This window comes from Kribbella yunnanensis, from assembly GCF_039529655.1.
In the GTDB taxonomy this organism is placed as follows: domain Bacteria; phylum Actinomycetota; class Actinomycetes; order Propionibacteriales; family Kribbellaceae; genus Kribbella; species Kribbella yunnanensis.
Window position 1 is genome coordinate 672,185 of the sequence record NZ_BAAANF010000002.1, and the last position, 23,787, is coordinate 695,971.

The following is a 23,787-nucleotide window of genomic DNA, read 5'->3' on the forward strand; positions in this document are numbered from 1 at the left end:
CATCCCGCCCCTCCTCACCCCCTCCTCCCGTCCCCTGTGGATAACCAGAGCTGGGGAGGCTTAACCGTTGTTTTCGGGTGGTGAGGCTCCCCGGCGTTGGCATATCTCGGTCAGAGCTGATCTGCTCGAGCCATGCGGATCACCGTCTTTCACCCGGGCGCGATGGGTTCACGGCTCGCCGGAGAGCTCGTCAGCGCTGGCCACACCGTCAGTTGGGTCCCCGAAGGGCGCAGTCAGGCCTCTGTTGAGCGGGCTGAGGCCGCCGGGCTGGTGGGGCTGCCTTTTGAGGAGGCGGTTGCGGGGGCTGAGGTGGTGTTGTGCTCGTGTGCGCCGCAGGGGGCGGTGGACATTGCTCGGCAGGTCGGGGGTGCTGGGTTCACCGGCCTGTACGTCGAGGCGAATCCGCTCTCGCCGGTGTCGCTGCGGGAGGCGCAGGCCGCCGTACCGGGGGCGACGTTTGTGGACGCTGGGGTGATCGGGCCGCCGCCGAGTGGTGGTTCCAGTCCGACGCATCTGATGCTGTCCGGAGGCGCTGCGGGCGATGCTGCTGCACTATGGGCTGGTACGGCGGTCACTCCGCGCGTGGTTGGCGCGGAACCGGGTGCGGCGAGCGCGGCGAAGTCGGCGTACGCGTTGTACAACAAGGGGAAGGCGGCCCTTGCAGTGCTGGCGTTTCAGCTCGCTGAGAAGCACGGGGTGACGGACGCGCTGGTCGCACAGCAGGTGCGCGCGGATGCGGGGTCACTCCGCGATCCGGAGTTGCCGGAGCAGTTGCGATCCGTGGCGTGGCGCTGGGGACCGGAGTTCGACGAGCTGGCCGCGACGCTGGACGACGCCGGGCTGGAGGGCGATGTGGCCCGGGCGCTGCGTCAGGTGTGGACCAAGCTCAGCTGAAGTCTTTGAACACGTACGGGTCGATGCGTTCGAGTAGACCGTCGAAAGCCTGAGTGGTGTGCTTAACCGTGTCTGCCGTCCAGTAGCCGACGTTCCACGCGATCAGCACGCCACCGTCGATTCGCCACTGCAGTTTCGGGTAGCGGAGTAGCCATTCCAGCACCCGCGGTGTGAGGAGCGCACTGGCAAAGCGGCGGTCCGAACACTCGACCGAGAACGTCCGGTTGAACTCAGCGCTCTCGAACTCCAGGTTGTCCGGCAGCATCGGGTTCTTCGGGAACACGGCCAGTGGAGGCAGTGCGGTCGGCAGACTCATCGCAACCACGTGACACTTGGCGGCGGTCGCCGTACGGGATGCCTGGTAGGTGAAATCGCAGGCCCACAACCGCTGGTCGCGAACCATCCGCTCCGCGTTGCCCTGTACGCCGAACGCGCGGCTGGCCGCCTCAGCAAGCCATGGCTCGACAGGGGCCGGTGTGAGTCCCACAGCAGTCACCCGGTCCGCAAAGAACGCCCGCTGCCGCTGCTGCACCCGCAGGTAGAGCGCACCGAGCCCCACGGCCAGTACGGCGATCACTACGACTGTGATGATCATGAGGCCGCGTAGTCCCTGAGGACGAACGGCGGGATCCGGTCGATCACACCGGCCATCGCCTCCAGCCGGACCAGGACCTCTGCCACCGGAACCTCGCCGTACCCCCAGGACACGAGTGCGTTGCCGGCCAGGTGCCACTGCAGGTCAGGGTTCTGCAACATCCACTCCATCAGCCGCGGCTGCAGTACGGCGGAAGCGAACCGCTGATCATCAGCCTGCACCCGGAACCGGTCGTTGAACGCTTGACTCTCCAGCTCGATGTCATTTCCCAGAACCCGCGTCAACGTCGAGTCCCGCGACACCGTCAACCGCGGCAACCCGACTGGCAAGCTGAGCGCGATCAAATGCACCGGCGCCGGCCCGCGCCGCGCAGTGAACTCATAATCGAGCACCCGCAACCCCCGCCCACCGAAGTCCCCGGTGAACATCTGCGTAGCCCGCCCCTTGATAGTCAGCCGCCCAGCAAGCTCCACCAACCAAGGCTCCGCCGGAGCCACCAACCACCCCTGCGCCTCCATCACCGCAGCCCGCCGCCTCAGCGCAGTACCCCGCCTCCGCCGCCGTACGAGGAGTATCGCCACCCCACCCACCAGAATCAGCACCCCCAACGTCCCCGTCCCCACGGGAATCCACCACACGTTCACAGGGGAGCGCCGTAGTCGCGGAGGACGAAGGGTGGGATGCGGTCGATGACGCCGGTCATGGCTTCTAGGCGGGCTTGTACGTCGGGGGCGGTGAAGGGGCCGTAGCCCCAGGAGACCAGGGCGTTGCCGGCTAGCTGCCATTCGAGGCCGGGGTTGGCTAGCGTCCACTCCATCAGTTGCGGGTGTAGGACGGCTGAGGCGTAGCGCTGGTCGGCGCAGTCGATGCGGAAAGCGTCGTTGAACGCTTGGCTCTCCAGCTCGATGTCGTTGCCGAAGGCACGTCGCAGCGCGGAGTCCTTCGACACAGTGAGTGGCGGGAGCGCGGTGGGGAGGTTGAGGGCTACTAGGTGCACGTTGTGGGTCTGGGAGGACTTGCCGTTGCTGGTTGTGTAGAAGTAGTCCAGCGCGCACATGCCGCGGCCGCGGTAGTCGCCGGCGAACATTTCACCCGGCCGACCGCGGGTGTACAGCCCGGCGGCCACATCGGCCAGCCACGGGTTGGCGGGTGCCAGGTGCCAGCCGTACTGCGCCATGGCCTGCGCTCGCTGTTGCAGTGCGGCGCGGCGGCGTTTGGTGTACTCGATGATCACCAGCACCACGGCCACGATCACCGCAGTACCGCCCAGCAGCAGCACGATCATGAACGCGGTCACCACGGCAATTTAGCGTTCCCGAGGTGCAGGGGGCTCGGCGCCGAGCCCCCTGCCTGTGTCGGTGCTGTTACGGCTGGACGGTGAAGGTGTAGGTCTTCTGTCCGGTGGTGACGGCCGTGCCGCCGGTGGTGGTGGCGGTTACCTCGAAGACTGCCGTGTAGGTGCCGGCGGCTTCGAAAGCCCAGTTGGCGTGGGCGTGGGTGTTGATGGCGATGGAACGGGTGTCCGGCAGGCCGTTGCCGCTGTCGAACCACACTGTCGGCGTACCGAGGGAGTTGGTGGTGTAGACGGAGACGTCGTCCGGTCCGCTGACCGAGACCAGCTTCACGGAGACGGTGTTGCCGGACAGGACGCCGCTGGCGACGCCCTCGGTGCTGAAGCCGGGCCAGACGATGTTGCTGGCCTGCGTCTGCGGCAGGATCCAGACCGGGTCACCGGGCGCGCCCAGGAACGAGTTCGCCGAGCTCGACGGGACGGTGGTCTTGCTGGCCGACACTGCGTTCAGTACGACGTCCGCCGGTGCGCGGTCGACCGCAGGGGTCACCGTGCTGTCGCGGAGGTCGAGTGTCAGCGCCGAACCGGTCCAGTCGACGTCGATGGCGTCGACGTGACCCGACGAGATCGTGGTGGCGGCGAACGCCGGGCCGACCGACAGGACAGTCGCAGCGAAACCGGCGATCAGGGCGCCGGCCACCCCACGGGCCTTCACGCCTGCACCTTGAAGGTGTAGGTCGCGATGGCCGACGTGACCTTCTGACCGGTCGCAGCGAGGGTGCCACTGACCTTGAACTTCAGCTTGTACGTACCGGCCGCCTCGAACGCCCAGTTCGCGTGCAGGTGACCGCCGGCCGTCGTACTGATGGTGTCCGGCAGACCGTTGCCGCTGTCCGCGAGCCGGGTCGGCGTACCGAACGCATCCGTGGTGAAGATGCTGAAGTCGGCCGGGCCGTAGACGCTGACCAGGGTGACCTTCAGAGCGTCGTTGGTGAAGACACCACTGGCGATCTCCTCGGCGCCGATCCCGGGCCAGAGCAGCTCGGGGTCCTGGACCTGGGGCAGCACCCACGCGGCGCTGCCCGGCGTACCGAGGAAGCTGTAGGCCGCGTCATCCGGTACGGCGATCTTCGCGCCCGGCTTGGCGACGAGCTGCACCTCGGACGGTGCGTACTCGGTGTCGGTCTCCTCGTCGTGAACGTGCACGTTGAAGGCGTTGTCCTCCCAGGCGAGGCCGACGACGTCGACATGTCCCTGGTCGAGGGTTACAGCAGCCGACGCCGGGACGGCGACTGCAGTGAGCGCGAGGACTGTCGTTGCCGACAGCACAACGCGATGGAATTTGCGCATGCGTTAGACCTTTCAGGGGTTGGCGGAAACCACTGCCGCCGTACGTGAGGTACGGCGGGAGAGCAGACCGTGCCGGGGCGCGAACACCCAGCACGCGATGAACACCGCGGTGGCGGTGAGGACGATCAACCCGCCGGCGGCAAGGTTGAAGGCGTAGGACAGGTAGAGACCGGTCAGGCCGGAGACGGCGCCGATCACCGGCGCCATCACCATCATCACGCCGATCCGGTCGGTGAGCAGGCGGGCACAGGCGGCCGGGGTGATCAGCAGCGCCAGCACGAGAATGTTGCCGACGGCCTGGATCGAGATCACGATCGCGACCGTCACCATCGCGTACATGGCCAGGTCCAGCCAGAAGATCGGCAGCCCGACCGACCGCGCAGTCTCGCGATCCAGACCGACCGTGACGAACTCCTTGTGCAGCGCTCCGGTGATCAGCAGCAGTACGGCGCCCGCGATCGCGACCGTGATCACGTCCGCGTTGCCGATCCCGAGCACCGAACCGAACAGGAACGATTCGAGCGAACCGCCGTACCCGGGCGCCGTACTCATCACGACGATGCCGAGACCGAACGCGGCCGCGAAGAACACGCCGATCACAGTGTCCTCCTTGAGTCGCCGGTTCTGCGAGAAGACAGCCACCGACAGCGCGGTGATCAGACCGGCGACGATGCCGCCGAGAACGAGGCTGGTCTTCAGCACGAACGCGATCGCGATGCCAGGGAAGACCGAATGCGCGACCGCGTCCCCGATGAACGCCATCCCGCGCAGGGCGACGTGGGTGCCGATGACGCCGCAGACGATGCCGGACATCAGTACGACGAGGAACGCGCGCTGCATGAACACATGCGTCCACGGCTCGGTGAAGAACTCGATCATCGGGCCACTCCCAAGCTGTGCAGGAGCTGCTCGGACCGCGCGACCCCGAAGGCCCGCAGCCAGATCGCCGGGTCCCGCAGCTCGTCCGGGGTGCCGTCGGCAACGACCGTGCCGTTGAGCAGGCAGAGCCGGTGGCAGGTGTCGGCTGCGGCCGGGAGGTCGTGCGTGGTCATCAGGATCGCGGTGTCCTCGGCGGTGAGGTCCTTGAACAACCGCGTGAGAATCTCCTGCGTCGGTACGTCGAGACCGGTGAACGGTTCGTCGAGCAATAGCAGGCTCGGTTTGAGCGCTAGTGCGCGCGCGACCAGGACTCGTTGCCGTTGGCCCCCAGATAGCTCGCCGATTGGTCGACTGGCGAGGTCAGTGAGATCGACGCGCTCAAGAGCTTCTTGTACGGCGTCGCGGTCGGCCTGACCCGGTCTGCGCAGCCAGCCGATGCGATGCGTGCGACCGGTCATTACGGCGGTTCGGACCTGGACGGGATAATCCCAGACGAACTCGTGGCGCTGGGGAACGTAGCCGATCGAACCGCGTGCCTCGGTTGGTGTCTTGCCGTCGATGGTGATGGTTCCGGCGGTGATGGGGAGTAGTCCGAGCAGGGAGCGCAGGAGGGTCGTCTTGCCGGCGCCGTTCGGGCCGATCAGGCCGACGTGTTCCCGGGCTGCGATGGTGAGGGAGACGTCGTTGAGGACCTCGCGGCCGCCGAGCTCGACGGCGACTCCGGTGATGGTGAGGACGGTCATGTGCGCCTCCTGATCACGACGAAGCCGGTGGTGGCGAGGACAAGGACGGCCGCGCCGGCGATGAACCACCACAGCTCGATCCGTTGGCCCTCCTGGGGTGTCGCGCTGGCGGCCGGTATCGGCGTCGGCGTGGCGAACGCCGTACGGGGGTCTCCCTCGCCGGCGTGGATGCGGAGGGTGCGGCGGTCGGTGACCGAGGTGCCGTCCGTCAGTTTGGCGGTCATCGCGACGTCGAGCAGGTAGGTGCCTTGGGCATCGAAAGTCCAGTTGCCGTGGACATGAGTGTTGACGTCGATCCCGGTCTGCTGCGGGAACGGTTTGCGGCTGTCGAAGACGGGCTGCGGTTTACCGAAGTCCGAGTTGAGGAACAGCGTGAACGCGCCCGGACCGCGCACACCTTCCAGCGACCAGGTCACCTCGCGGTCAACCCTGGTGGCGACTTCGGCGTCCTGCGTGTTCCAGCCCGGCCAGACGATTCCTTCTTGCTGGACTTGCGGGATGACCCAGATCGACTGGCCGGGCTTGCCGAGGAACTGGTACGCCGGATCGGCCGGTACGGCGATCTTCGCCTTGCCGGTCGCTTGGAGGACGACCGTGTCCAGGTCGCGCCAGGTAGCGGGGTCGGTGGTGTCGTCGCGGAGCTGAACCGTCCACCGACCGTCGACGAACTTCGGGCCGAGGTCGACGTGACCGTTGCTGATGACAACTGGATCGGCTGTGGGGGCCAGTGGGGCAACTGCGAGGAGGAGAGCGGCGAGGAGTTTCATCGGTGGTCTCCCAGGCAGCGCTTCAGCTCGTCGGCGTTGTGGCGCATCATGTCGACATAGGTCCTTGCGTGGTCGTCGAACGCGTCGCCGTACAGCGAGCAGACCTGGACGCCTTGGTCGCGGGCGACCTGGATCAGGACGGATGCGCGCTGGGCGAGGTTCGGTTCGGTGAAGACGGCTGGGACCTTCAGATTGCGGATCGTGTCGGAGAGTTTGCGCACCTGCTCGACACTTGGTTCCTGGGCTGGGTTCGGTACGACGAAGCCGGCGACGGTCATCTGGTACGCCGAGGCTAGGTATCCGAATGCGTCGTGCGTGGTGATGAGTTGGCGACGATCCGGCGGGATGGTGGCGAGCGTCGTACGGAGGTATTCGTCGAGCTCGTCGAGTTTTCGTAGGTATGTGGTGGTGTTGGCCTCGTAGGTCTGCTTGCCGGCCGGGTCCTTGGAGCTGAGGGTGTCGCGCATCAGTTGCACGTAGGCCTTGGCGTTGGCGACGTCCTCCCAGAGGTGGGGGTCGATCTCGCCGTGGACGTGTTTGCCGAGGACGGCTTGCGGGAGTTGGTGGATCTGCATGCCGGGTTTGCCGAGGAAGGCGAATCTCGGGTCGTCGGGGATGGGGACCAGGGCCTTGTTCGGTACGTCGATGACTACGTTGGCGGCGGGGACTTGGGTCTGCGCGCCGGGTTTCTTGGCGTCTGAGTAGGCGTAGACCTGGCCGGAGTCGAGGTCGACGGTGAGGTCGGTGTGGCCGTCGTCGAGGACTGTCGTCTTGCCCTTCACCGAGTGTGGGTCTACGCCGACGGCGAAGGTGAAGGTGCCTTGGCCGAGGGGTTGGAGTTTGCCGTCGTTGTTGTCGAGGGCCCCTTTGAGGGTGAGGTGGTAGATGCCCGGCTTGGTGAACGCCCAGTTGAGATGCGTGTGCGCGGCGGGAGGGAGCGTCGTACTGTCGGCTTTGTCGAGGCCGTCTGTGGAGTCGAAGTAGCGGTCCGGCTGGCCGAGTGATTCGGTCAGGTAGGCAACCAGTTGACCGGGGCCGTCGAGCTTGGTGGCTGCTAGTTGGACTGACGACGTTCTGGTGGCACCGCGTTGTTTGCCGGTACCGCGGACGCGGAGTCCTAGCCAGAGGACGTCGAGCCCGATGTTCTCCACGAGCGGGATGACATGCGCGCCGTACGACTCGGCCGCTTCGGCGAGGGAGACGTTGGGCGCGTCCTTGGCGGCGTTCGCGTCGATGGTTTTGATGAGGCTCTGCGGTTCGAGCAGCAGGTGATTCGTGAACGTGACGTCGGCTTTGGCCACGCGCTTCGCGTCCGCCGGGGTCGGTTCGTAGGAATGCGGGTCGCCCCCGGGCGGAACCAGACTCGTCGCCGCCACCCGGTCGCCGCCGACCTGCTGCACAAGATCAGCCAAGATCTCGGTCGTGGTGACGACGTTCAGCTTCCCGTCGCTACCTGCTGCCGTGGTGCTGCACCCGGTGAGCAACGCCAATGCCGTCGCTGCCGCGATAGCCCGCTTCACTTCGTGCCTCGCTTCGACACAACCAGCAGGCCGGTGCCGAGCAGGATGAACAACCCAGCCGCCACAAACCACCCAACCGGTACGTCGGCCCCGGTAGCCGCCAGCCTGCACCCCGACCCCGCACCTCGTGCACCCACCAACCGCTCGGTGGCCGATTGCGTGGTCGAACCGTGCTCAAGGTGGAGGGAGCGGGCTCCGCCGGTGGGGGCTACTACGACCTTGAGGGTGGAGGTGGTGTGGGCGGTGGGGGTGGAGTGGGTGAAGGTGAGGTTGTAGGTGCCTGGTTTGGTGAAGGACCAGTTGCCGTGGGCGTGGGTGCCGATGGGGATGCTGTAGGTGTCGGGGAGACCGTCGGCGGAGTTGAAGATGATTTGGGGCTGGCCGAAGGAGTTGAACTCGAAGACGGAGACGCGGCCGGGGCCGGTCACCTTGTCAAGGCGCCAGGTGACTGCGTTGCCTGGGATCTGGCCGGGTTTGAGTTCTTCGGTGTTCCAGCCGAGCCAGATGACGCCTTCTTTCTGCGTCTGGGGGATTTGCCAGACGGGGGTGCCTTTGGGGCCCAGGAAGCTGAAGGCGCCGCCGGGGGAGGTGGTACCGGCTGCTGAGGTGAGGCGGATGGTGACCGCGGCCGGGTCACGCCAGACCGGCGTACCGGACTTGGTGCCGTCCTTGATGCGCGACTGCAGTGCACCGGCAACCAGTCGTACGGCGTAGTCCGCGTGACCGCTCGAGAGCGTCGTACCGGTGGTCGCGGGCTGGGTGGTGGACGCGGTCGGCGTACTGGGGGCTACGGCGGGTGGCGGTGTGGTGATGCAGGGCTTCGGGGTGCTGGACGCCGACACGGTGGTGGATGCGGTTGCCGAGTGCTCGACCGGTGAGGTGGGGCGCTGTGTGGGCTTCCGCGTGGGCGGCGGAGTGCTGGTGGGGTGGGTTGTGGGTGACGACGTTGGCGTGGTCGTGGTGGTGGGTGGGTTGGTGGGGCAGAGGGGTTTGAGGTTGGTGCCTACTACTACGGGGAGGGTGGCGGTGTCGGTTAGGTGTTTGCCGGTCTTGGTGGTGGCTGTGTAGGTGAAGGTGAGGCGGTAGAGGCCTTGGTGGGTGAAGGCCCAGTTGCCGTGGGCGTGGGTGGGGGCTGCCAGGGGGATGGACTGGGGGAGGTGCTTGCTGCTGTCGAAAGAGATGAGTGGGGCGCCGAATTGGTCGAATTGGAAGATCGCTAGTTTGCCGGGGCCTTGGACCTTGTCGAGGGACCAGCGGACTGGGCCGTTGAGGGTGGTGTAGTCGACGGACTCGGTGTTCCAGCCGGCCCAGAGGAGGTTGTCGGACTGGGTTTGGGGGATTTGCCAGATGGTTGCGCCTGGGGTGCCCAGGAAGCGGTATCTCGGGTCGGCGGGGACGGTCTCGGCGCCTTCGGGTTTCACCTGGAACGCGACGGTTGCCGGGTCGCGCCATACCGGGGTGCCGCGGGTGCCGTCCTTCACCTGGAACCGCAGCCGGTCGCCGACAGTACGAGCGGCGACATCCACGTGCCCGACCGACAGCACCGTGGTGACGCAGGACGGCGTACTGGGTGACGGCGTCGTGGGGTGCGGGGTCGACGGCCGCGGAGTCGTCGGCGGCGTACTGGACGGAGTCGCTGTCGGAGTCGGCGTTGGTTCGGTCACCGGCTCGTAGGGGCCTACTGCCCAGGTGTAGGTGATGGGGCCTGATGTGACGGGGGTGCCGGTTGGGGTTACGGCGGTGGCTCCGAAGGTTAGGTGGTAGGTGCCTTGGGCGGCGAAGGACCAGTTGGCGTGGACGTGGCGGCCTACGGGCTGGTGGAGGGTTTTGTAGGCGGGGTCTACCGAGCTGAAGATGCGGGGGACCGTGCCGGTGAACTCGTCGTAGTTGGCGAAGACCTCGACGGCGCCTGGGCCGTCAACACCCAGGAGGGTCAGGTCGACGGTGTCGTCACGTAGTGCGCCCGCGGGGATCGTTTCGGTGTCCCAGCCGGGCCAGATGAGGTCGGGGTCCTGGGATTCGGGCGCCATCCAGACGGTGCTGCCTGGTGTGCCCAGGAAGGAAAAGGCCGGGAGGTCGGGGAGTTCGACGCGGGCCGAGCCGCGGTCCTCCAGGTTGAAGATCAGGCCGGCCGGATCGGCCTCCCGGTACGTGCCGGTGCCTATCCGGGTGGCCAACTTCAGTGCGCCCCCGTCGTACGTCGTGTGGAGGACGTCGGTGTGGACGGCGCGCAGCACCTCGGGGGCTGGAGCGGCCCCCGCAGTCCAGGGGACGAGCAGGCAGAGGAGGCCGAGGGTGAGGCTCAGGAGGGCAGACAGCAGCGCTGGACGGGAGTGAGTGGCGGTCACAGCTGCGGACTTTATCTGAATCGACAATCATTTTCATTAGAGTCGATCGTTTCCCGCCTGGATGGCGGTCAAAAGTCGTGCTCCGCGGCCGGGGACCCGGATTTCCTGTCTGAGCGCCTGCGTGGGTAGACTGTTGAGGTTGCCTCGGCGAGGGACGCCCCCCGAGAACTGATGGGCGCGGCTCCGTGATCGACGCGGTGGTTCGTTGCTTGATGCCTTCTCGGTGTCAGCAGGCGCCCGCTGAGGCCGCAGCCGAGTTTCAGCCAGTCAACAGATCACCGCAACGCATCTGAGGAGTTCATCTCGTGGCCGAGGTCAAGATCCAAGCCGAATCGCGCACGGAGTTCGGCAAGGGTGCTGCCCGCCGAATCCGCCGGGACAACAAGGTGCCCGCCGTTCTCTACGGCCACGGCACGGACCCGGTCCACATCACGCTGCCTGGTCACGACACCATGCTGGCGCTGAAGACCGCCAACGCCCTGCTGCTGATCGAGGTGGCCGGTAGCGAGAGCCTGCTGGCGCTGCCGAAGCAGGTTCAGCGCGACCCGCTGAAGGGCACCATCGAGCACGTCGACCTGGTCATCGTGAAGCGCGGTGAGAAGGTCGAGGTCGAGATCGCCGTGCACGTCGAGGGCGAGGCCGTCTCCGGCACCCTGGTCGTGCTCGAGAACGCCACGGTCCTGGTCGAGGCCGAGGCGACGCACATCCCGGACGGTGTCACCGTCTCCATCGAGGGCCTCGACGCCGGTACGGCGATCCACGCCTCCGACCTGAAGCTCCCGGCCGGGACGACGCTGGCCGTCGACCCGGAGACCCTGATCGTGAACATCACCACCGGTACCACGGCCGAGGAGCTGGAGGCCGACCTGGCCGCCGCGCCGGGCGCCGAGGCCACCGAGGCTGCCGCCGAGCCGGTGGCTGCCGCCGCCGAGTAGTCTGCGGCCGACAGCAGCAACAGTTTCAGGAGGGCCGGGATCCGTGGCGGACGACGTGTGGTTGGTCGTCGGACTGGGGAATCCCGGCCCTTCGTATGCCCGGACCCGGCACAACATCGGGCACCTGGTGGCCGACGAGCTGGCGGCCCGGACGGGCAGCACGTTCAAGCAGCACAAGCAGGTCAAGGCCGAGGTGATCGAGACCCGGATCAGCGGGCTCCGCACGATCCTGGCCAAGCCCCGGTCGTACATGAACGAGTCCGGCGGACCGGTGTCCGGCCTGCTGAAGTTCTTCAAGGTGGACCCGGCCAACCTGATCGCCGTGCACGACGAGCTCGACATCGACTTCGGGGTGCTGCGCTGCAAGTTCGGCGGCGGCGACAACGGACACAACGGGCTCAAATCGCTGCGGAAATCGCTTGGCACCGGTGAGTACTATCGAGTGCGGTTCGGTGTGGGTCGTCCACCGGGCCGGCAGAGTCCCGCCGACTTCGTCCTCAACGAGTTCTCCTCGACCGAGCGCAAGGATCTTCCGTTCGCCGTGGACCGGACCGCGGACGCCGTGGAATCACTGATGACGGCGGGCCTCGAAACAACCCAAGGCTTGTACAACTCCTGAAATGGGCTCCTCGTGAAACTCAGCGGTCTGGTCGACACCCTGGTCACCGATCCGGTGGTGGCCGAGGCCGTTCGTGATGCCCGCGGCGAGGTGGTCACGGCCCTCGACCTGGCGGCTCCCGGCCCGATCCGGCCGGTCCTGCTGGCGGCTCTCGCGGCCGAGCGCGGTGCGGATCGCCCGGTGCTTGCGGTCACGGCGACGTTCCGTGAGGCCGAGGAGCTGACCGAGGCGCTGCAGTGCCTGGTCGAGCCTGGTTCGGTCGCCTACTACCCCGCCTGGGAGACGCTGCCGCACGAGCGCCTGTCGCCGCGCTCGGACACGGTCGGCCGACGCCTCGCCGTACTGCGGCGTCTGGCGCACCCGGATCCGTCGGACGAGACGACCGGGCCGATCAAGATCCTGGTCGCGCCGGTGCGGTCGGTGTTGCAACCGCAGGTCGCGGGGCTGGCTGACCTCAAGCCGGTGCAGTTGCATGTCGGCGACACGGTCGAGCTGGCCGATGTCACCGAGCGGCTGGCCGGAGCGGCGTACAACCGGGTTGACCTGGTCGAGCGGCGTGGTGAGTTCGCGGTCCGCGGCGGCATCATCGATGTGTTCCCGCCGACCGAGGAGCACCCGCTGCGGGTGGACTTCTTCGGTGACGACGTGGAGGAGATCCGGTACTTCGCAGTCGCCGACCAGCGGTCCCTGGAGATCGCTCAGCACGGTCTGTGGGCTCCTCCGTGTCGCGAGCTGCTGCTGACCGACGAGGTGCGGGCGCGCGCCGGCGTACTGGCCAAGGAGCACCCGGAGCTGGCTGAGCTGTTCGAGAAGCTCGCCGAGGGGCATGCGGTCGAGGGCATGGAGTCGTTGGCTCCGGTTCTGGTCGACCACATGGAGCTGCTGGTCGACCTGATGCCGGCCGGGACGCATGTTGTGGTGAGCGATCCGGAGCGGGTGCGGGCGCGGGCCCACGACCTGGTGGCGACCAGCCAGGAGTTCCTGGAGGCGTCCTGGGCGGCCGCGGCTGGTGGCGGTGAGGCGCCGATCGATCTGGGCGCAGCGGCGTACGTCTCGCTCGGTGACGTCCGGTCGCATGCACTGGGCAAGGGCCTGGCGTGGTGGAGCCTGTCGCCGTTCTCCGCGGCGCCGACCGACGAGCCGGAGCTGCGCGACTCGATGGGTGCGCGCGTCTCGTTCGACATCGACACCGACTCCGGTGCGGTGTCCAGCCGGGCGGTCGCGGCGCACGAGGTCGATCCGTACCGCGGTGAGACGGCGGCTGCGGTTGAGGACATCCGTGGCTGGTTGCGCGACGGCTGGCGCGTTGTCTGCGTGACCGAAGGACACGGCCCCGCACAGCGACTGGCCGAGCTGCTGTCCGAGGCCGAGGTCGCGGCCCGGGCGGTCGAAGGGATCGACACGGTCCCCGAGCCGGGCGTCGTACTGATCTCGCAGGGACAGCTCGATCACGGGTTCATTGCCGAGGGCATCAAGTTCGCCGTACTGACCGAGAATGACCTGGCCGGGCAGCGGTCCGCGGCCGAACGCCGTTCCCAGCAACGGATGCCGAGCCGGCGGAAGAAGGCGGTCGACCCGCTGGAGCTGCAGCCCGGCGACTTCGTCGTCCACGAGCAGCACGGCGTCGGCCGGTACGTCGAGATGATGCAGCGCACCGTCGGGACGGGCACCCAGAAGGCCACCCGCGAGTACGTCGTCATCGAGTTCGCCCCGAGTAAGCGCGGTCAACCGGGCGACCGGCTGTATGTGCCGACCGACCAGCTCGACCAGGTCACGCGGTACGTCGGCGGTGAGCAGCCGAGCCTGGACAAGATGGGCGGCGGCGACTGGGCCAAGCGCAAGGGCCGGGCGCGCAAGGCGGTCAAGCAGATTGCCGGCGAGTTGATCAAGCTGTACGCCGCGCGCCAAGCGACCAAGGGACACGCGTTCGCCAAGGACACTCCGTGGCAGCGTGAGCTCGAGGACGCGTTCCCGTTCGTGGAGACGCCGGACCAGCTGGCCACGATCGACGACGTGAAGCGCGACATGGAGCGCATCATGCCGATGGACCGGATCGTGTGTGGTGACGTCGGTTACGGCAAGACGGAGATCGCCGTACGGGCTGCGTTCAAGGCGGTTCAGGACGGCAAGCAGGTCGCCGTACTGGTGCCGACCACGCTGCTCGTCCAGCAGCACTACGCGACCTTCGCCGAGCGGTACGCCGCCTTCCCGGTCAACGTGGCGCCGCTGTCGCGGTTCCAGACCGACAAGGAGGCCAAGGGCACGCTCGACGGGCTGGCCGACGGGTCGATCGATGTCGTGATCGGAACCCACCGGCTGCTGTCGGGCGAGGTGGCGTTCAAGGATCTGGGGCTCGTCATCGTCGACGAGGAGCAGCGGTTCGGCGTCGAGGCCAAGGAGCAGCTCAAGCGGTTGCGGACGGCCGTCGACGTACTGACGATGTCCGCGACACCGATCCCGCGCACGCTGGAGATGTCGATCACCGGCATCCGCGAGATGTCGACGATCGCGACCCCGCCCGAGGAGCGGCACCCGGTGCTGACCTTCGTCGGCGCCTACGAGGAGGGCCAGGTGACCGCGGCGATCCGGCGCGAGTTGCTGCGTGAGGGCCAGGTCTTCGTGGTGCACAACCGGGTGAACACGATCGAGAAGGCGGCCGCGCGGATCCGGCAGCTCGTGCCCGAGGCGCGGGTGTCGGTGGCCCACGGCCAGATGAACGAGCACACCCTCGAGCAGGTCATCCAGGGCTTCTGGGAGAAGCAGTCCGACGTCATCGTCTGTACGACGATCGTCGAGTCCGGGATCGACATCTCGAACGCGAACACGATGATCGTCGAGCGCTCCGACCTGCTCGGGTTGTCGCAGCTGCACCAGTTGCGTGGTCGCGTGGGTCGTGGTCGCGAGCGGGCGTACGCGTACTTCTTCTTCCCGCCGGAGAAGCCGCTGACCGAGACCGCGCACGACCGGCTGGCGACGATCGCCCAGCACGCCGATCTCGGTGGCGGTATGGCCGTCGCGATGAAGGACCTGGAGATCCGCGGCGCCGGCAACCTGCTCGGCGGTGAGCAGTCCGGGCACATCGCGGATGTCGGCTTCGACCTGTACGTGCGGCTGGTCGGCGAGGCGGTCGCCGAGTACAAGGGTGACACTCCGGCCGAGGAGCCCGAGGTCAAGATCGAGCTGCCGATCGACGCGCATCTCCCGCACGACTACGTGCCGTCGCAGCGGCTGCGACTCGAGATGTACCAGCGACTGGCCGCCGTACGGGATGCTGCTGGGATCGCGGAGCTGGTCGAGGAGCTGCACGACCGGTACGGCGAGATTCCGCAGGCCGTGCTGAACCTGATCGAGGTGGCGAAGTTCCGCAACCACGCCCGGCAGGCGGGGTTGCAGGACGTCACCCTGCAGGGCAATCTGATCCGGTTCGGGCCGGTGGACCTGCCGGACTCGAAGGTCCTGCGGCTGAACAGGCTGTACCCGAAGAGTCTGGTCAAGCCGCAACTGCGTACGATCCTGGTGCCGAGACCTGCCACCCGGCAGATCGGCGGCCAGCCGCTCCGCGACCAGGAGCTGCTGCAATGGTGTACCCGGTTGATCGACGACGTGATCGCCGAACCGATCGTGGTACCGGCGTGACTTCGACTGGAGATGCGAGGAGATTTCGGTGAGCAGAGCGCTTAAGGCTCTCGGTGTGGTTGCGGCCACGGTGCTGCTGGCGAGCGGCTGTGCGGCCGGGACCCACCCGGGCGCGGCGGCCGTGGTCGGCGACACCGAGATCAGCGTCGGCGACGTCGACAAGGTCTCGCGCGCGGTGTCCGGCGCGCTCGGACAGCCGTTCGAGACCAAGGTGACGCTCAGCGAGCTGGTCAACAACGCGCTCGTCCGGCAGGTCCGCGACCAGCGTTCGGTGACCGTCAGCGACGCCGAGACCGCGGCCGCGATGAAGCTCGTGGTCCGCGACCCGGCGGCGTACCAGAAGTTCGAGTCCGACCCGGTGGCGAAGGACTTCCTGGCCCAGGTGGCCGCGACCGCGGTGGCGACCATCAAGCTCGGCGGCGGTACCGGCGTCACCGACCCGCAGGTCCAGCAGGCCCAGAAGGCCGGCCTGACCGTGGTCAAGGACGCCTCGAAGAACATCGAGGTCAACGTCGCCCCGCGCTTCGGCAAGTGGACCGACGGCGCCATCGACGGCGCGATCTCCGGCTCGCTGTCCGAGGAGTCCGCGCAGGCCAAGGCCAAGCGCGAGGCCGCCGAGGCACAGCAGCAACAGCAGCAGCAGCCGCAGGGCTGAGGTTCTGTCGATGTCAGGTGCACCCGGCGGGTCGATCACGGTCGTCCTGACCAGCCCCCGGGTCGCCCCGGGCCTCCTCACCCGAGTCGCCTGGACGGCCCTGTCCAGCGCCGACCTAATCGGCGCCGACGCAGGCCCCACTCGCGCCGATGCCGAGGCTGCCGCCTTGCCGTCCCGCGCCGACGCGGTCGAGGCCGCCGCCGGGCCGGCTCGCGCTGACGTGCAGGCGATCGTGGGCTCGGGCTTCGTCGTGACCGCGGTCGCCGGTGTCGTGGGCGACCACTGGGCGTGGTTGTCGGACGCCGCCGCTTCCGGTCAACGCGTTGCCTGGTTGATCGGTGAGGACGGCGAACCCGGCCTGCTCCGCCTCGTCGCGGAACACCTGAGCGCCGAGCCGCGCCCGCCGTACGAGGTCGAGATCCTGCACGGCTCGTACGACGTCCCGGGCGCCCGCCTGATCGACCTCGTGCGCGTGATGGACCGCCTCCGCCGCAACTGCCCGTGGGACCAGGAGCAGACCCACGAGAGCCTGGCGAAATACCTGCTCGAGGAGACCTACGAGACCCTCGAAGCCATCGACACCGGCGACCGCGACCACCTCCGCGAGGAGCTCGGCGACCTGTTGCTCCAGGTCGCGTTCCACTCCCGCATCGCCGAGGACGACGACGCCTTCACCATCGACGACGTGGCCGGCGGCATCGTCGAGAAGCTCGTCCGCCGCCACCCGCACGTCTTCGGCACGGTCCACGCCGCCGACGCGGCCGCCGTCGAGGCCAACTGGGAATCCATCAAGGCCGCCGAAAAGCAGCGCAGCTCAGTCCTGGAAGGCATCCCCACCGCCCTCCCGGCTCTCGCGCTAGCCGACAAAATCCTCGGCCGCGCGTCCAAGCTCACCACCGAGCTCCCCGCCCCGACCTCCGACCAGGACCGCATCGGCGCCCAACTCCTCGCGCTCGTCCAAGAGTCCCGCGCCATCGGAGTAGACGCCGAACAAGCTCTCCGCACCACCCTCCAGCACCTCGCAACCGAGATCCGCGCCGCCGAATCCAGCTGACCCGGACTGCCCCCACTCACCAACCTCCGCGACGCACCGCCTCCCACGCTCAGCGGGCGTTCATCAGAGCCCCAATCCGCCACTTGGTGAGTGCCAGCGGTCCGCGCACCCCGAGAGGTGCTAACCACCTCGACCACCGTTGGGTCACCGATTCGCCCCGCGAGTCGTCGCTGACCACCCAAAGGTGGGTCGCCTGCTCTTTGTGCACGGAGTGCAACTTTGGGAACCCACCGACCATTTTCGTGAGCTCGAAGTGGTTGGTGGGTTCCCAAAGATGAGCTGGGCGCACAAAGAGCCGCGGGGTTGTCGGGGAACGGAGGGCTGCTCTTTGGGGGCGAGGTGGGGGGCGAGGTGACATGGAGTGGGGTGGGGGCGAGGCGAGGGCGAGGTGGGGTGAGGGTGAGGTGAGGTGGGGGCGACGGCTGGTGGGGTGAGGGCGAGGTGAAGTGGGGTGGGGTGGGAGCAAGGGGGTGGGTGGTGGGTTATCGAGGGGTTAGGGACCGGAGGATTGCGGCTTCGGTGGTGGGCCAGGTCTTGAAGAGGTAGCGGTTCGGGACCACGGGGGTGATGGCGGCGATCACGTCGGGTTTGTCGTCGACGAAGTGGGTGATGGACAGGTCGGCGCAGTGGTCGGCCTTTTGGGGGCGGCGCAGGCAGAAGCGGATGTGGTCGGCCGGGATGCCGGTGTGGTGGAAGAAGTCGTGGTGATGCAGCCATTCCAGCGAACGCTGCTGCACACGCGGACCGCACTTGGACACCAGCCAGGTGTCGGCGAAACGCGGTACCAGGCGGGCGATCGCATCGAAAGCACCCGGTACGGCGGGAGTTCGGAGCATGGCCGCGGTGTCGCCGGCGAAGAACGAGGTGTCGCCGGGACCTGTGGTGCCGTTGATGATCACTCGGCCGATGTCGATACCCAATCTGTTCATGGATTCAGCGTGCCGATTCGGGCTCTTCAGCAGAACTAGTATTTGTCGACAGAGCTATAGTTTCTGATGATGACTCTGGTGGCTGAGGATCTGCGGGTGTTCGCGGTGTTCGCGCGGCACCGGAACTTCACGCGGGCTGCGGTCGAGTTGCATGTGAGTCAGCCGGCGTTGCACACGCGGATCCGGAAGCTGCAGGAGCGGCTGGGGCACGAGCTGTATGTGAAGCGCGGGCGGTCGTTGCTGCTCACGGATGCTGGTGAGCGACTCGCGTTGTTCGCTAACGATGAGGCTGATCGGGCGACGGACTTCCTACGCACACTGGGGATCGAGTCGCCACGGCCGACCGTGTTGACGGCCGGGTCAGGTGCCTATCTTTACCTGTTGGGTGAGCCGATCCGGCGCTACGTCGCGAAGGGGCGTGAGCTGCGGCTGCTCACCGGCGATGCGGCACGCACGTTGGAGGCGGTGCGCGACGGTACGGCGGATGTCGGCGTGACCGCGCTCGGCGTTCCGCCGACCGACCTCGACTGTGAGTTGCTCGGACAGTTCCCGCAGACGTTGATCACGCGGGCAGATCACCGGCTGGCGGAACGGCGGTCGGTTCGGCTGAAGGACCTGCAGGACGAAGCCCTCGTCGTACCGCCGAAGGGGCGGCCGCATCGGGAGCAGTTGGAGCGTGCCCTGCTCGATCAGGGCGTGCGGTGGTCGGTGGCGGTCGAGGCGGAGGGGTGGGAGTTGCTGGTCCACTTCGTCCGGCTCGGGATCGGCCCGGCGGTCGTCAACGGATCGGTCCGTACGTCGGGAGCTGTGCGGAAGGTCCCGGTCAAGGACCTCCCGCCGATCCGGTACTACGTGGTGTCGCGCGGCGATCGCGGTGCGGAACTGAAGGAGCTGCTCGCGAGCCGACAACCGCCGGGGAAGTCGGTATGACCGCGGACAGCCGGGCTTTGTCGAGGCTGCTGAGGCACACCGCGGGGGAGCGCGGGCTCGCGATGACCGCGGACGGGTGGGCCGCGATCGCCGACGTACTGAAGGTCGTCGGGATGGAGCGCGGGGCCCTCGACCGCGCGGTCGAGGTGAACGACAAGCGGCGGTTGCAGGTGGACGGGGAGCGGATCCGGGCTTGTCAGGGGCATTCGCTCGCCGGGATGCCGGTCACCCGTGAAGCTTTGGAGAACAGTTGGGAACGGGTGTACCCGGATCACCTGCTGTGGCACGGAACTACGGAACGTGTGGTGGCGGTGATCCGGAGTGAAGGGCTGAAGTCCGGGCGGCGGACGCATGTGCACTTGGCTCCCGCTCAGGACAGTCTGGTGGGGCGGCGAACCAAGGTGGACGTGCTCTTGACCGTGGATCCTGAGAATTTGCCGGTGTATCGGGCGCCCAACGGGGTGTTGCTGGTTCGGGAGGTCCCGGCGGATGCGATCGTGGACGCGGTCCACCCCGCTCGGTGGTCTCAACGATAGGCTCGGAGCCGATTCGTCATCGAAACCTGGGAGTCAATTGTGGCCACCATCGAGGCCGTCGGCGCCCGCGAGATTCTCGACTCGCGCGGCAACCCCACTGTCGAGGTCGAGGTTCTCCTCGACGACGACACCGTTGCCCGGGCCGCAGTGCCGTCGGGTGCGTCCACCGGTCAGTTCGAGGCCGTCGAGCTCCGTGACGGCGACAAGGCCCGGTACGGCGGGAAGGGTGTCCTGAAGGCCGTCACGGCCATCCTCGAGGACATCGACAAGGAGATCGTCGGGTACGACGTCCACGAGCAGCGGCTGATCGACTACGCGCTGCTCGATCTGGACGGCACCCCGAACAAGGCCAAGCTGGGCGCGAACGCCATCCTCGGTGTCAGCCTGGCGGTGGCGAAGGCGGCCGCGGAGAGCTCCGGCCTGCCCCTGTTCCGCTACGTCGGCGGCCCGAACGCGCACGTCCTGCCGGTCCCGATGATGAACATCCTGAACGGTGGCTCGCACGCGGACAGCAATGTCGACGTGCAGGAGTTCATGATCGCGCCGATCGGCGCCGCGACGTACAGCGACGCCCTGATGCAGGGTGCGAGCGTCTACCACGCGCTCAAGGCGGTCCTGAAGGAGCGCGGCCTGTCCACCGGCCTCGGCGACGAGGGCGGTTTCGCGCCGAACCTGGCCAGCAACCGCGAGGCGCTCGACCTGATCGCGGTCGCGGTCGAGAAGACTGGCCTGAAGCTCGGCACCGACATCGCCCTGGCGATGGACGTGGCGGCCAGCGAGTTCCACACCGACGGCGTCTACGCCTTCGAGGGCGGCAAGAAGTCGGGCGACGAGATGATCGCCTACTACGCCGACCTGGTGGCGTCGTACCCGATCGTGTCGATCGAGGACCCGCTGAACGAGGAGGACTGGGAGGGCTGGAAGAACCTCAGCGCCCAGCTCGGTGACAAGATCCAGATCGTCGGCGACGACCTGTTCGTCACCAACGTCGAGCGGCTGCAGCGCGGCATCAACGAGAAGTCGGCGAACAGCCTGCTGGTCAAGGTGAACCAGATCGGTTCGCTGACCGAGACCCTGGACGCGGTCGACCTGGCCCACCGCAACGGTTTCACCTGCATGATGAGCCACCGTTCCGGCGAGACCGAGGACACCACGATCGCCGACCTCGCGGTCGCGACGAACTGCGGCCAGATCAAGTCCGGTGCGCCGGCCCGGTCCGACCGCACCGCCAAATACAACCAGCTGCTCCGGATCGAGGAGGAGCTCGACGACGCGGCGACGTACGCGGGTCGTTCGGCCTTCCCGCGGTACCAGGGCTGACATGTCGACGTCCCGGCGGGATTCCGGCTCGCGTCCAGGTTCACGGCCGTCCAGCCGTACCCAGACGCGTCCACCGGCCCGCCGGGGCGACCAGCCGAAACGCCGTCCGGCGGTTTCGTCCGGCTCCGGCCCGGTCCGGACCCGGGGTTCGCGTAACCTCACCGGCCGGGCGGCCGTCGTACTGCTCGTGCTCGGTGCACTGATCGTTTCGTACGCGCAGAGCCTGCGGGTGTGGTTCGACCAGCACCAGCAGATCACCGCGTTGCAGCAGGAGATCCACGACCGCGAGAAGCGGGTCAAGGAGCTGAACGACGAGATCTCCCGCTGGGACGACGACGCGTTCGTGAAGGCGCAGGCGCGGCAGCGGCTCGGCTGGGTGATGCCGGGTGAGGTCGGGTACCGCGTGATCGGTGCCGACGGCAAGCCCGTGGGGGCGCCGCCGGAGCCGGGGACGCCGGTCGAACCGGGGGACGAGGCACCGAAGCCGGTTTGGTACACGAAGTTGTGGGGGAGTGTCGAGGGCGCCGGGAAGCCGCCGGCCGCACCGACGAAACGGCCGGCCAAGCCGACGCCGAAACCGATCCTGACCCCCTCGCCCGAAAGGTGAACCGTTGAGCGTCAGCCCCGACGACATCGAGGCCGTCGGCAAGCAGCTCGGCCGGACCGCGCGCGGTATCCGGTCCATCGCACACCGCTGCAGCTGCGGCCTGCCGGACGTGGTCGAGACCGAGCCCCGGTTGCCGGACGGCACGCCGTTCCCGACGACGTACTACGTGACGTGCCCGCGGCTCGCATCGGCGATCGGCACGCTCGAGGCCGAGGGCGTCATGAAGGACATGACCGACCGGCTCGGCTCGGATCCCGAATTGGCTGCCGCCTACCGCGCCGCGCATGAGTCCTACCTTGCGCACCGGGAATCGATCGAGCACGTCGACGAGATCGACGGGATCAGCGCGGGCGGAATGCCGACCCGGGTGAAGTGCCTGCACGTCCTGGCCGGCCACTCGCTGGCCGCTGGGCGCGGTGTGAACCCGCTCGGCGACGAGGCGCTGGACGCATTGCAGGACTGGGGTCGCCGGGGGCCTTGTGTTTGAGCACGTCGTGTCTGAGCGGGTGGCCGCAATCGACTGCGGCACGAATTCGATCCGCCTGCTGATCGCTGAGGCGGGCGCGGACGGTGATCTCGTGCAGCTCGATCGGCGGATGCAGATCGTGCGGCTCGGTCAGGGCGTGGACGCGACCGGACGGTTCGCCCCCGAGGCGCTCGAGCGGGTCTTCAAGGCCTCGGACGAGTACGCCGAACTGATCCGCGCGGCCGGGGTTTCGCGGACCCGGTTCGTGGCGACGTCGGCGGCGCGGGACGTGAGTAATCGCGACGAGTTCTTCGCCGGGATCGCGGCGCGATTCGGGGTGCAGCCGGAGATCATCACCGGGGCGGAAGAAGCTTCGTTGAGTTTCCGCGGAGCGACCGGCGGGCTGGCGGCACTCGCCGTACTGGGTCCTTATCTGGTTGCGGATATCGGTGGTGGGTCGACCGAGTTGATCCTCGGGGACGCGTCCGGGGTGATCGCGGCGGAGTCGCTGAATGTCGGGTCGGTGCGGATGACCGAGCGGCACATCAAGGCCGACCCGTCGACTGCTGCGGAGTTGGCGGCCGCGGGCAAGGACATCGACGCGCTGCTGGACTCGACCTCCGTGCCGATCACCTCGGCGCGGGCGCTGATCGGGGTTGCCGGGACGGTGACCACGGTGGCTGCAGTCGTGGGGAAGCTGGTCGAGTACGACTCGGCGCGGATCCACCACGCCCGGATCTCGGGGCCGCAACTGCGCGAGACGACGTACTGGCTAACCCGGTCGACCAAGGCCGAGCGCGTCACGAACCCGGCGATCCACCCGGGCCGGGTGGACGTGATCGGCGTCGGCGCGCTGATCCTGCAACGCCTGTACGACCGGATGGCCGTCGGCGAAGTGATCGTGTCCGAACACGACATCCTGGACGGCGTCGCACTCTCATTGCTGTGACCCGAACCCCCAGGCCATCACAAATGCGCGGGGCCGCGGCGGCTGAGCGTGGCGCGGGTGCTCGGGCCGCAATTGTGATGGCGTCTGGGTCCGCGCCTACCGTGGCACGGGTTACCGGGCGCGGACTCCGTCCAGGGCGATCTGGAGGACTCGGTCGCGCTGGGCGTTGTCGACGAAGCCGGCGCCGGTGAGGCCGCTGACCATGCGAAGCAGGTCGTCGAAGGAGACGTCGGTCCGGGCTTCGCCGGCGGCCTGGGCGCGCTCGAACAGCGGGGTTCCGGCGGCGTACATCGCTTCGCGGGCCTCCTGGAAGTTGGCTGTCTCGCGGTTCAGCGACTCCCAGAGCGCGCGCTTTGTCGCGACGTACGCGACGAATCGCTGCAGCCAGGTGGTCAGCGCCTCCCACGGCGGGAGGTCGGCGACCTCCTCGGCGGCGATGCACAGCTCCTCGATCTCGCCGAAGTAGACCGCGTTCAGCAGGTCCTGGCGAGCGGGGAAGTTCCGGTACAGGGTGCCGATGCCGACGCCGGCCCGGCGGGCGATGTCCTCGAGCGAGGCGTCGACGCCGCGCTCGGCGAAGGCCGCTCGGGCGGCGGCGAGCAGGGCGTCGAAGTTCCGCCGCGCGTCGGCGCGCTGCGGCCGCTTGATGTCGACCCGGAGCGCGGGCCTGGTGGTCTCGGTCGCCATGGCCGCACCTTCTCATTCTTGATACCGGAGGCAACCCTCCGCTATAGTGGAGGCATACCTCGACTTTACCAGGCCGA

24 protein-coding genes are annotated in these 23,787 nt (G+C 67.8%); 12 read left to right on the plus strand and 12 right to left on the minus strand.

From position 1 onward, the window contains the following. Positions 1 to 132 precede the first annotated feature (132 nt). Positions 133 to 894, plus strand: coding sequence for a DUF1932 domain-containing protein (locus ABD231_RS04735; RefSeq protein ID WP_344145513.1), 762 nt, complete (start codon positions 133 to 135; stop codon positions 892 to 894). On the opposite strand, the gene ABD231_RS04740 is transcribed toward ABD231_RS04735, so the two are convergent. The 10 genes from ABD231_RS04740 to ABD231_RS04785 form a co-directional block, all read right to left on the minus strand. After that, complete coding sequence (locus ABD231_RS04740; protein ID WP_344145515.1) at positions 887 to 1,489, minus strand: hypothetical protein; 603 nt, start codon at positions 1,487 to 1,489, stop codon at positions 887 to 889. The two genes, ABD231_RS04735 and ABD231_RS04740, sit on opposite strands and share 8 nt — an antisense overlap. Further along, positions 1,486 to 2,091 carry a DUF3137 domain-containing protein gene (locus ABD231_RS04745; RefSeq protein ID WP_344145517.1) on the minus strand — a complete coding sequence of 202 codons (606 nt, stop codon included), beginning with the start codon at positions 2,089 to 2,091 and terminating at the stop codon, positions 1,486 to 1,488. Before ABD231_RS04745 ends, ABD231_RS04740 begins: the two co-directional genes overlap by 4 nt. 38 nt (positions 2,092 to 2,129) lie before the next feature. Then, positions 2,130 to 2,786, minus strand: coding sequence for a hypothetical protein (locus tag ABD231_RS04750; RefSeq protein ID WP_344145519.1), 657 nt, complete (start codon positions 2,784 to 2,786; stop codon positions 2,130 to 2,132). Positions 2,787 to 2,853: 67 nt separating this feature from the next. After that, positions 2,854 to 3,495 carry a choice-of-anchor M domain-containing protein gene (locus ABD231_RS04755; protein WP_344145521.1) on the minus strand — a complete coding sequence of 214 codons (642 nt, stop codon included), beginning with the start codon at positions 3,493 to 3,495 and terminating at the stop codon, positions 2,854 to 2,856. After that, positions 3,492 to 4,130, minus strand: coding sequence for a choice-of-anchor M domain-containing protein (locus ABD231_RS04760; protein ID WP_344145523.1), 639 nt, complete (start codon positions 4,128 to 4,130; stop codon positions 3,492 to 3,494). Before ABD231_RS04760 ends, ABD231_RS04755 begins: the two co-directional genes overlap by 4 nt. Positions 4,131 to 4,142: 12 nt before the next feature. Continuing rightward, on the minus strand, positions 4,143 to 5,009 hold the full coding sequence (locus ABD231_RS04765) for an anchored repeat-type ABC transporter permease subunit (RefSeq protein ID WP_344145525.1): 867 nt from the start codon (positions 5,007 to 5,009) through the stop codon (positions 4,143 to 4,145). Continuing rightward, positions 5,006 to 5,752, minus strand: a complete 747-nt coding sequence (locus ABD231_RS04770) for an anchored repeat-type ABC transporter ATP-binding subunit (RefSeq protein WP_344145527.1) — start codon at positions 5,750 to 5,752, stop codon at positions 5,006 to 5,008. Before ABD231_RS04770 ends, ABD231_RS04765 begins: the two co-directional genes overlap by 4 nt. Next, positions 5,749 to 6,519 (minus strand): choice-of-anchor M domain-containing protein, encoded by a 771-nt coding sequence (locus ABD231_RS04775; protein ID WP_344145529.1) that lies wholly within the window; start codon positions 6,517 to 6,519, stop codon positions 5,749 to 5,751. The genes ABD231_RS04770 and ABD231_RS04775 overlap by 4 nt, the downstream gene beginning before the upstream one ends. Then, a complete protein-coding gene (locus tag ABD231_RS04780) occupies positions 6,516 to 8,039 on the minus strand; it encodes an anchored repeat ABC transporter, substrate-binding protein (RefSeq protein ID WP_344145531.1) in 1,524 nt (507 codons plus the stop codon). Before ABD231_RS04780 ends, ABD231_RS04775 begins: the two co-directional genes overlap by 4 nt. Then, complete coding sequence (locus tag ABD231_RS04785) at positions 8,036 to 10,387, minus strand: choice-of-anchor M domain-containing protein (protein WP_344145533.1); 2,352 nt, start codon at positions 10,385 to 10,387, stop codon at positions 8,036 to 8,038. Before ABD231_RS04785 ends, ABD231_RS04780 begins: the two co-directional genes overlap by 4 nt. 305 nt (positions 10,388 to 10,692) lie before the next feature. Between ABD231_RS04785 and ABD231_RS04790 the strand changes: the two genes are divergently transcribed. Genes ABD231_RS04790 through ABD231_RS04810 form a run of 5 tightly spaced genes read left to right on the plus strand, consistent with a single transcriptional unit; the run spans position 10,693 to position 17,286 of the window. Next, complete coding sequence (locus tag ABD231_RS04790; protein WP_344145535.1) at positions 10,693 to 11,322, plus strand: 50S ribosomal protein L25/general stress protein Ctc; 630 nt, start codon at positions 10,693 to 10,695, stop codon at positions 11,320 to 11,322. Between the two features lie 43 nt (positions 11,323 to 11,365). Next, complete coding sequence (pth, locus tag ABD231_RS04795; RefSeq protein WP_344145537.1) at positions 11,366 to 11,941, plus strand: aminoacyl-tRNA hydrolase; 576 nt, start codon at positions 11,366 to 11,368, stop codon at positions 11,939 to 11,941. A 12-nt stretch (positions 11,942 to 11,953) separates the two neighbouring features. Then, complete coding sequence (mfd, locus tag ABD231_RS04800) at positions 11,954 to 15,577, plus strand: transcription-repair coupling factor (protein ID WP_344145539.1); 3,624 nt, start codon at positions 11,954 to 11,956, stop codon at positions 15,575 to 15,577. Between the two features lie 28 nt (positions 15,578 to 15,605). Beyond that, positions 15,606 to 16,232 (plus strand): SurA N-terminal domain-containing protein, encoded by a 627-nt coding sequence (locus tag ABD231_RS04805; RefSeq protein ID WP_344145541.1) that lies wholly within the window; start codon positions 15,606 to 15,608, stop codon positions 16,230 to 16,232. A gap of 10 nt (positions 16,233 to 16,242) precedes the next feature. Next, complete coding sequence (locus tag ABD231_RS04810; RefSeq protein ID WP_344145543.1) at positions 16,243 to 17,286, plus strand: MazG family protein; 1,044 nt, start codon at positions 16,243 to 16,245, stop codon at positions 17,284 to 17,286. A 482-nt stretch (positions 17,287 to 17,768) separates the two neighbouring features. On the opposite strand, the gene ABD231_RS04815 is transcribed toward ABD231_RS04810, so the two are convergent. Continuing rightward, a complete protein-coding gene (locus tag ABD231_RS04815) occupies positions 17,769 to 18,215 on the minus strand; it encodes a hypothetical protein (RefSeq protein ID WP_344145545.1) in 447 nt (148 codons plus the stop codon). A gap of 66 nt (positions 18,216 to 18,281) precedes the next feature. Here ABD231_RS04815 and ABD231_RS04820 point away from each other — a divergent pair, with 66 nt between their 5' ends. From ABD231_RS04820 to ABD231_RS04845, 6 genes are read left to right on the plus strand one after another with little or no spacing between them, the layout of a single operon-like run. Beyond that, a complete protein-coding gene (locus ABD231_RS04820; protein ID WP_344145547.1) occupies positions 18,282 to 19,145 on the plus strand; it encodes a LysR family transcriptional regulator in 864 nt (287 codons plus the stop codon). Then, complete coding sequence (locus ABD231_RS04825) at positions 19,142 to 19,681, plus strand: RNA 2'-phosphotransferase (RefSeq protein ID WP_344145549.1); 540 nt, start codon at positions 19,142 to 19,144, stop codon at positions 19,679 to 19,681. Before ABD231_RS04820 ends, ABD231_RS04825 begins: the two co-directional genes overlap by 4 nt. 39 nt (positions 19,682 to 19,720) lie before the next feature. After that, positions 19,721 to 21,001 (plus strand): phosphopyruvate hydratase, encoded by a 1,281-nt coding sequence (gene eno / locus ABD231_RS04830; RefSeq protein ID WP_344145551.1) that lies wholly within the window; start codon positions 19,721 to 19,723, stop codon positions 20,999 to 21,001. 1 nt (position 21,002) lies between these two features. Continuing rightward, positions 21,003 to 21,608, plus strand: coding sequence for an FtsB family cell division protein (locus ABD231_RS04835; RefSeq protein WP_380154566.1), 606 nt, complete (start codon positions 21,003 to 21,005; stop codon positions 21,606 to 21,608). A 4-nt stretch (positions 21,609 to 21,612) separates the two neighbouring features. Next, positions 21,613 to 22,095, plus strand: a complete 483-nt coding sequence (locus ABD231_RS04840; RefSeq protein ID WP_344145553.1) for a DUF501 domain-containing protein — start codon at positions 21,613 to 21,615, stop codon at positions 22,093 to 22,095. Between the two features lie 7 nt (positions 22,096 to 22,102). Next, positions 22,103 to 23,023 carry a Ppx/GppA phosphatase family protein gene (locus ABD231_RS04845; RefSeq protein WP_344145555.1) on the plus strand — a complete coding sequence of 307 codons (921 nt, stop codon included), beginning with the start codon at positions 22,103 to 22,105 and terminating at the stop codon, positions 23,021 to 23,023. A 111-nt stretch (positions 23,024 to 23,134) separates the two neighbouring features. On the opposite strand, the gene ABD231_RS04850 is transcribed toward ABD231_RS04845, so the two are convergent. Then, positions 23,135 to 23,710, minus strand: coding sequence for a TetR/AcrR family transcriptional regulator (locus ABD231_RS04850; RefSeq protein WP_344145557.1), 576 nt, complete (start codon positions 23,708 to 23,710; stop codon positions 23,135 to 23,137). Between the last annotated feature and the right edge of the window lie 77 nt (positions 23,711 to 23,787).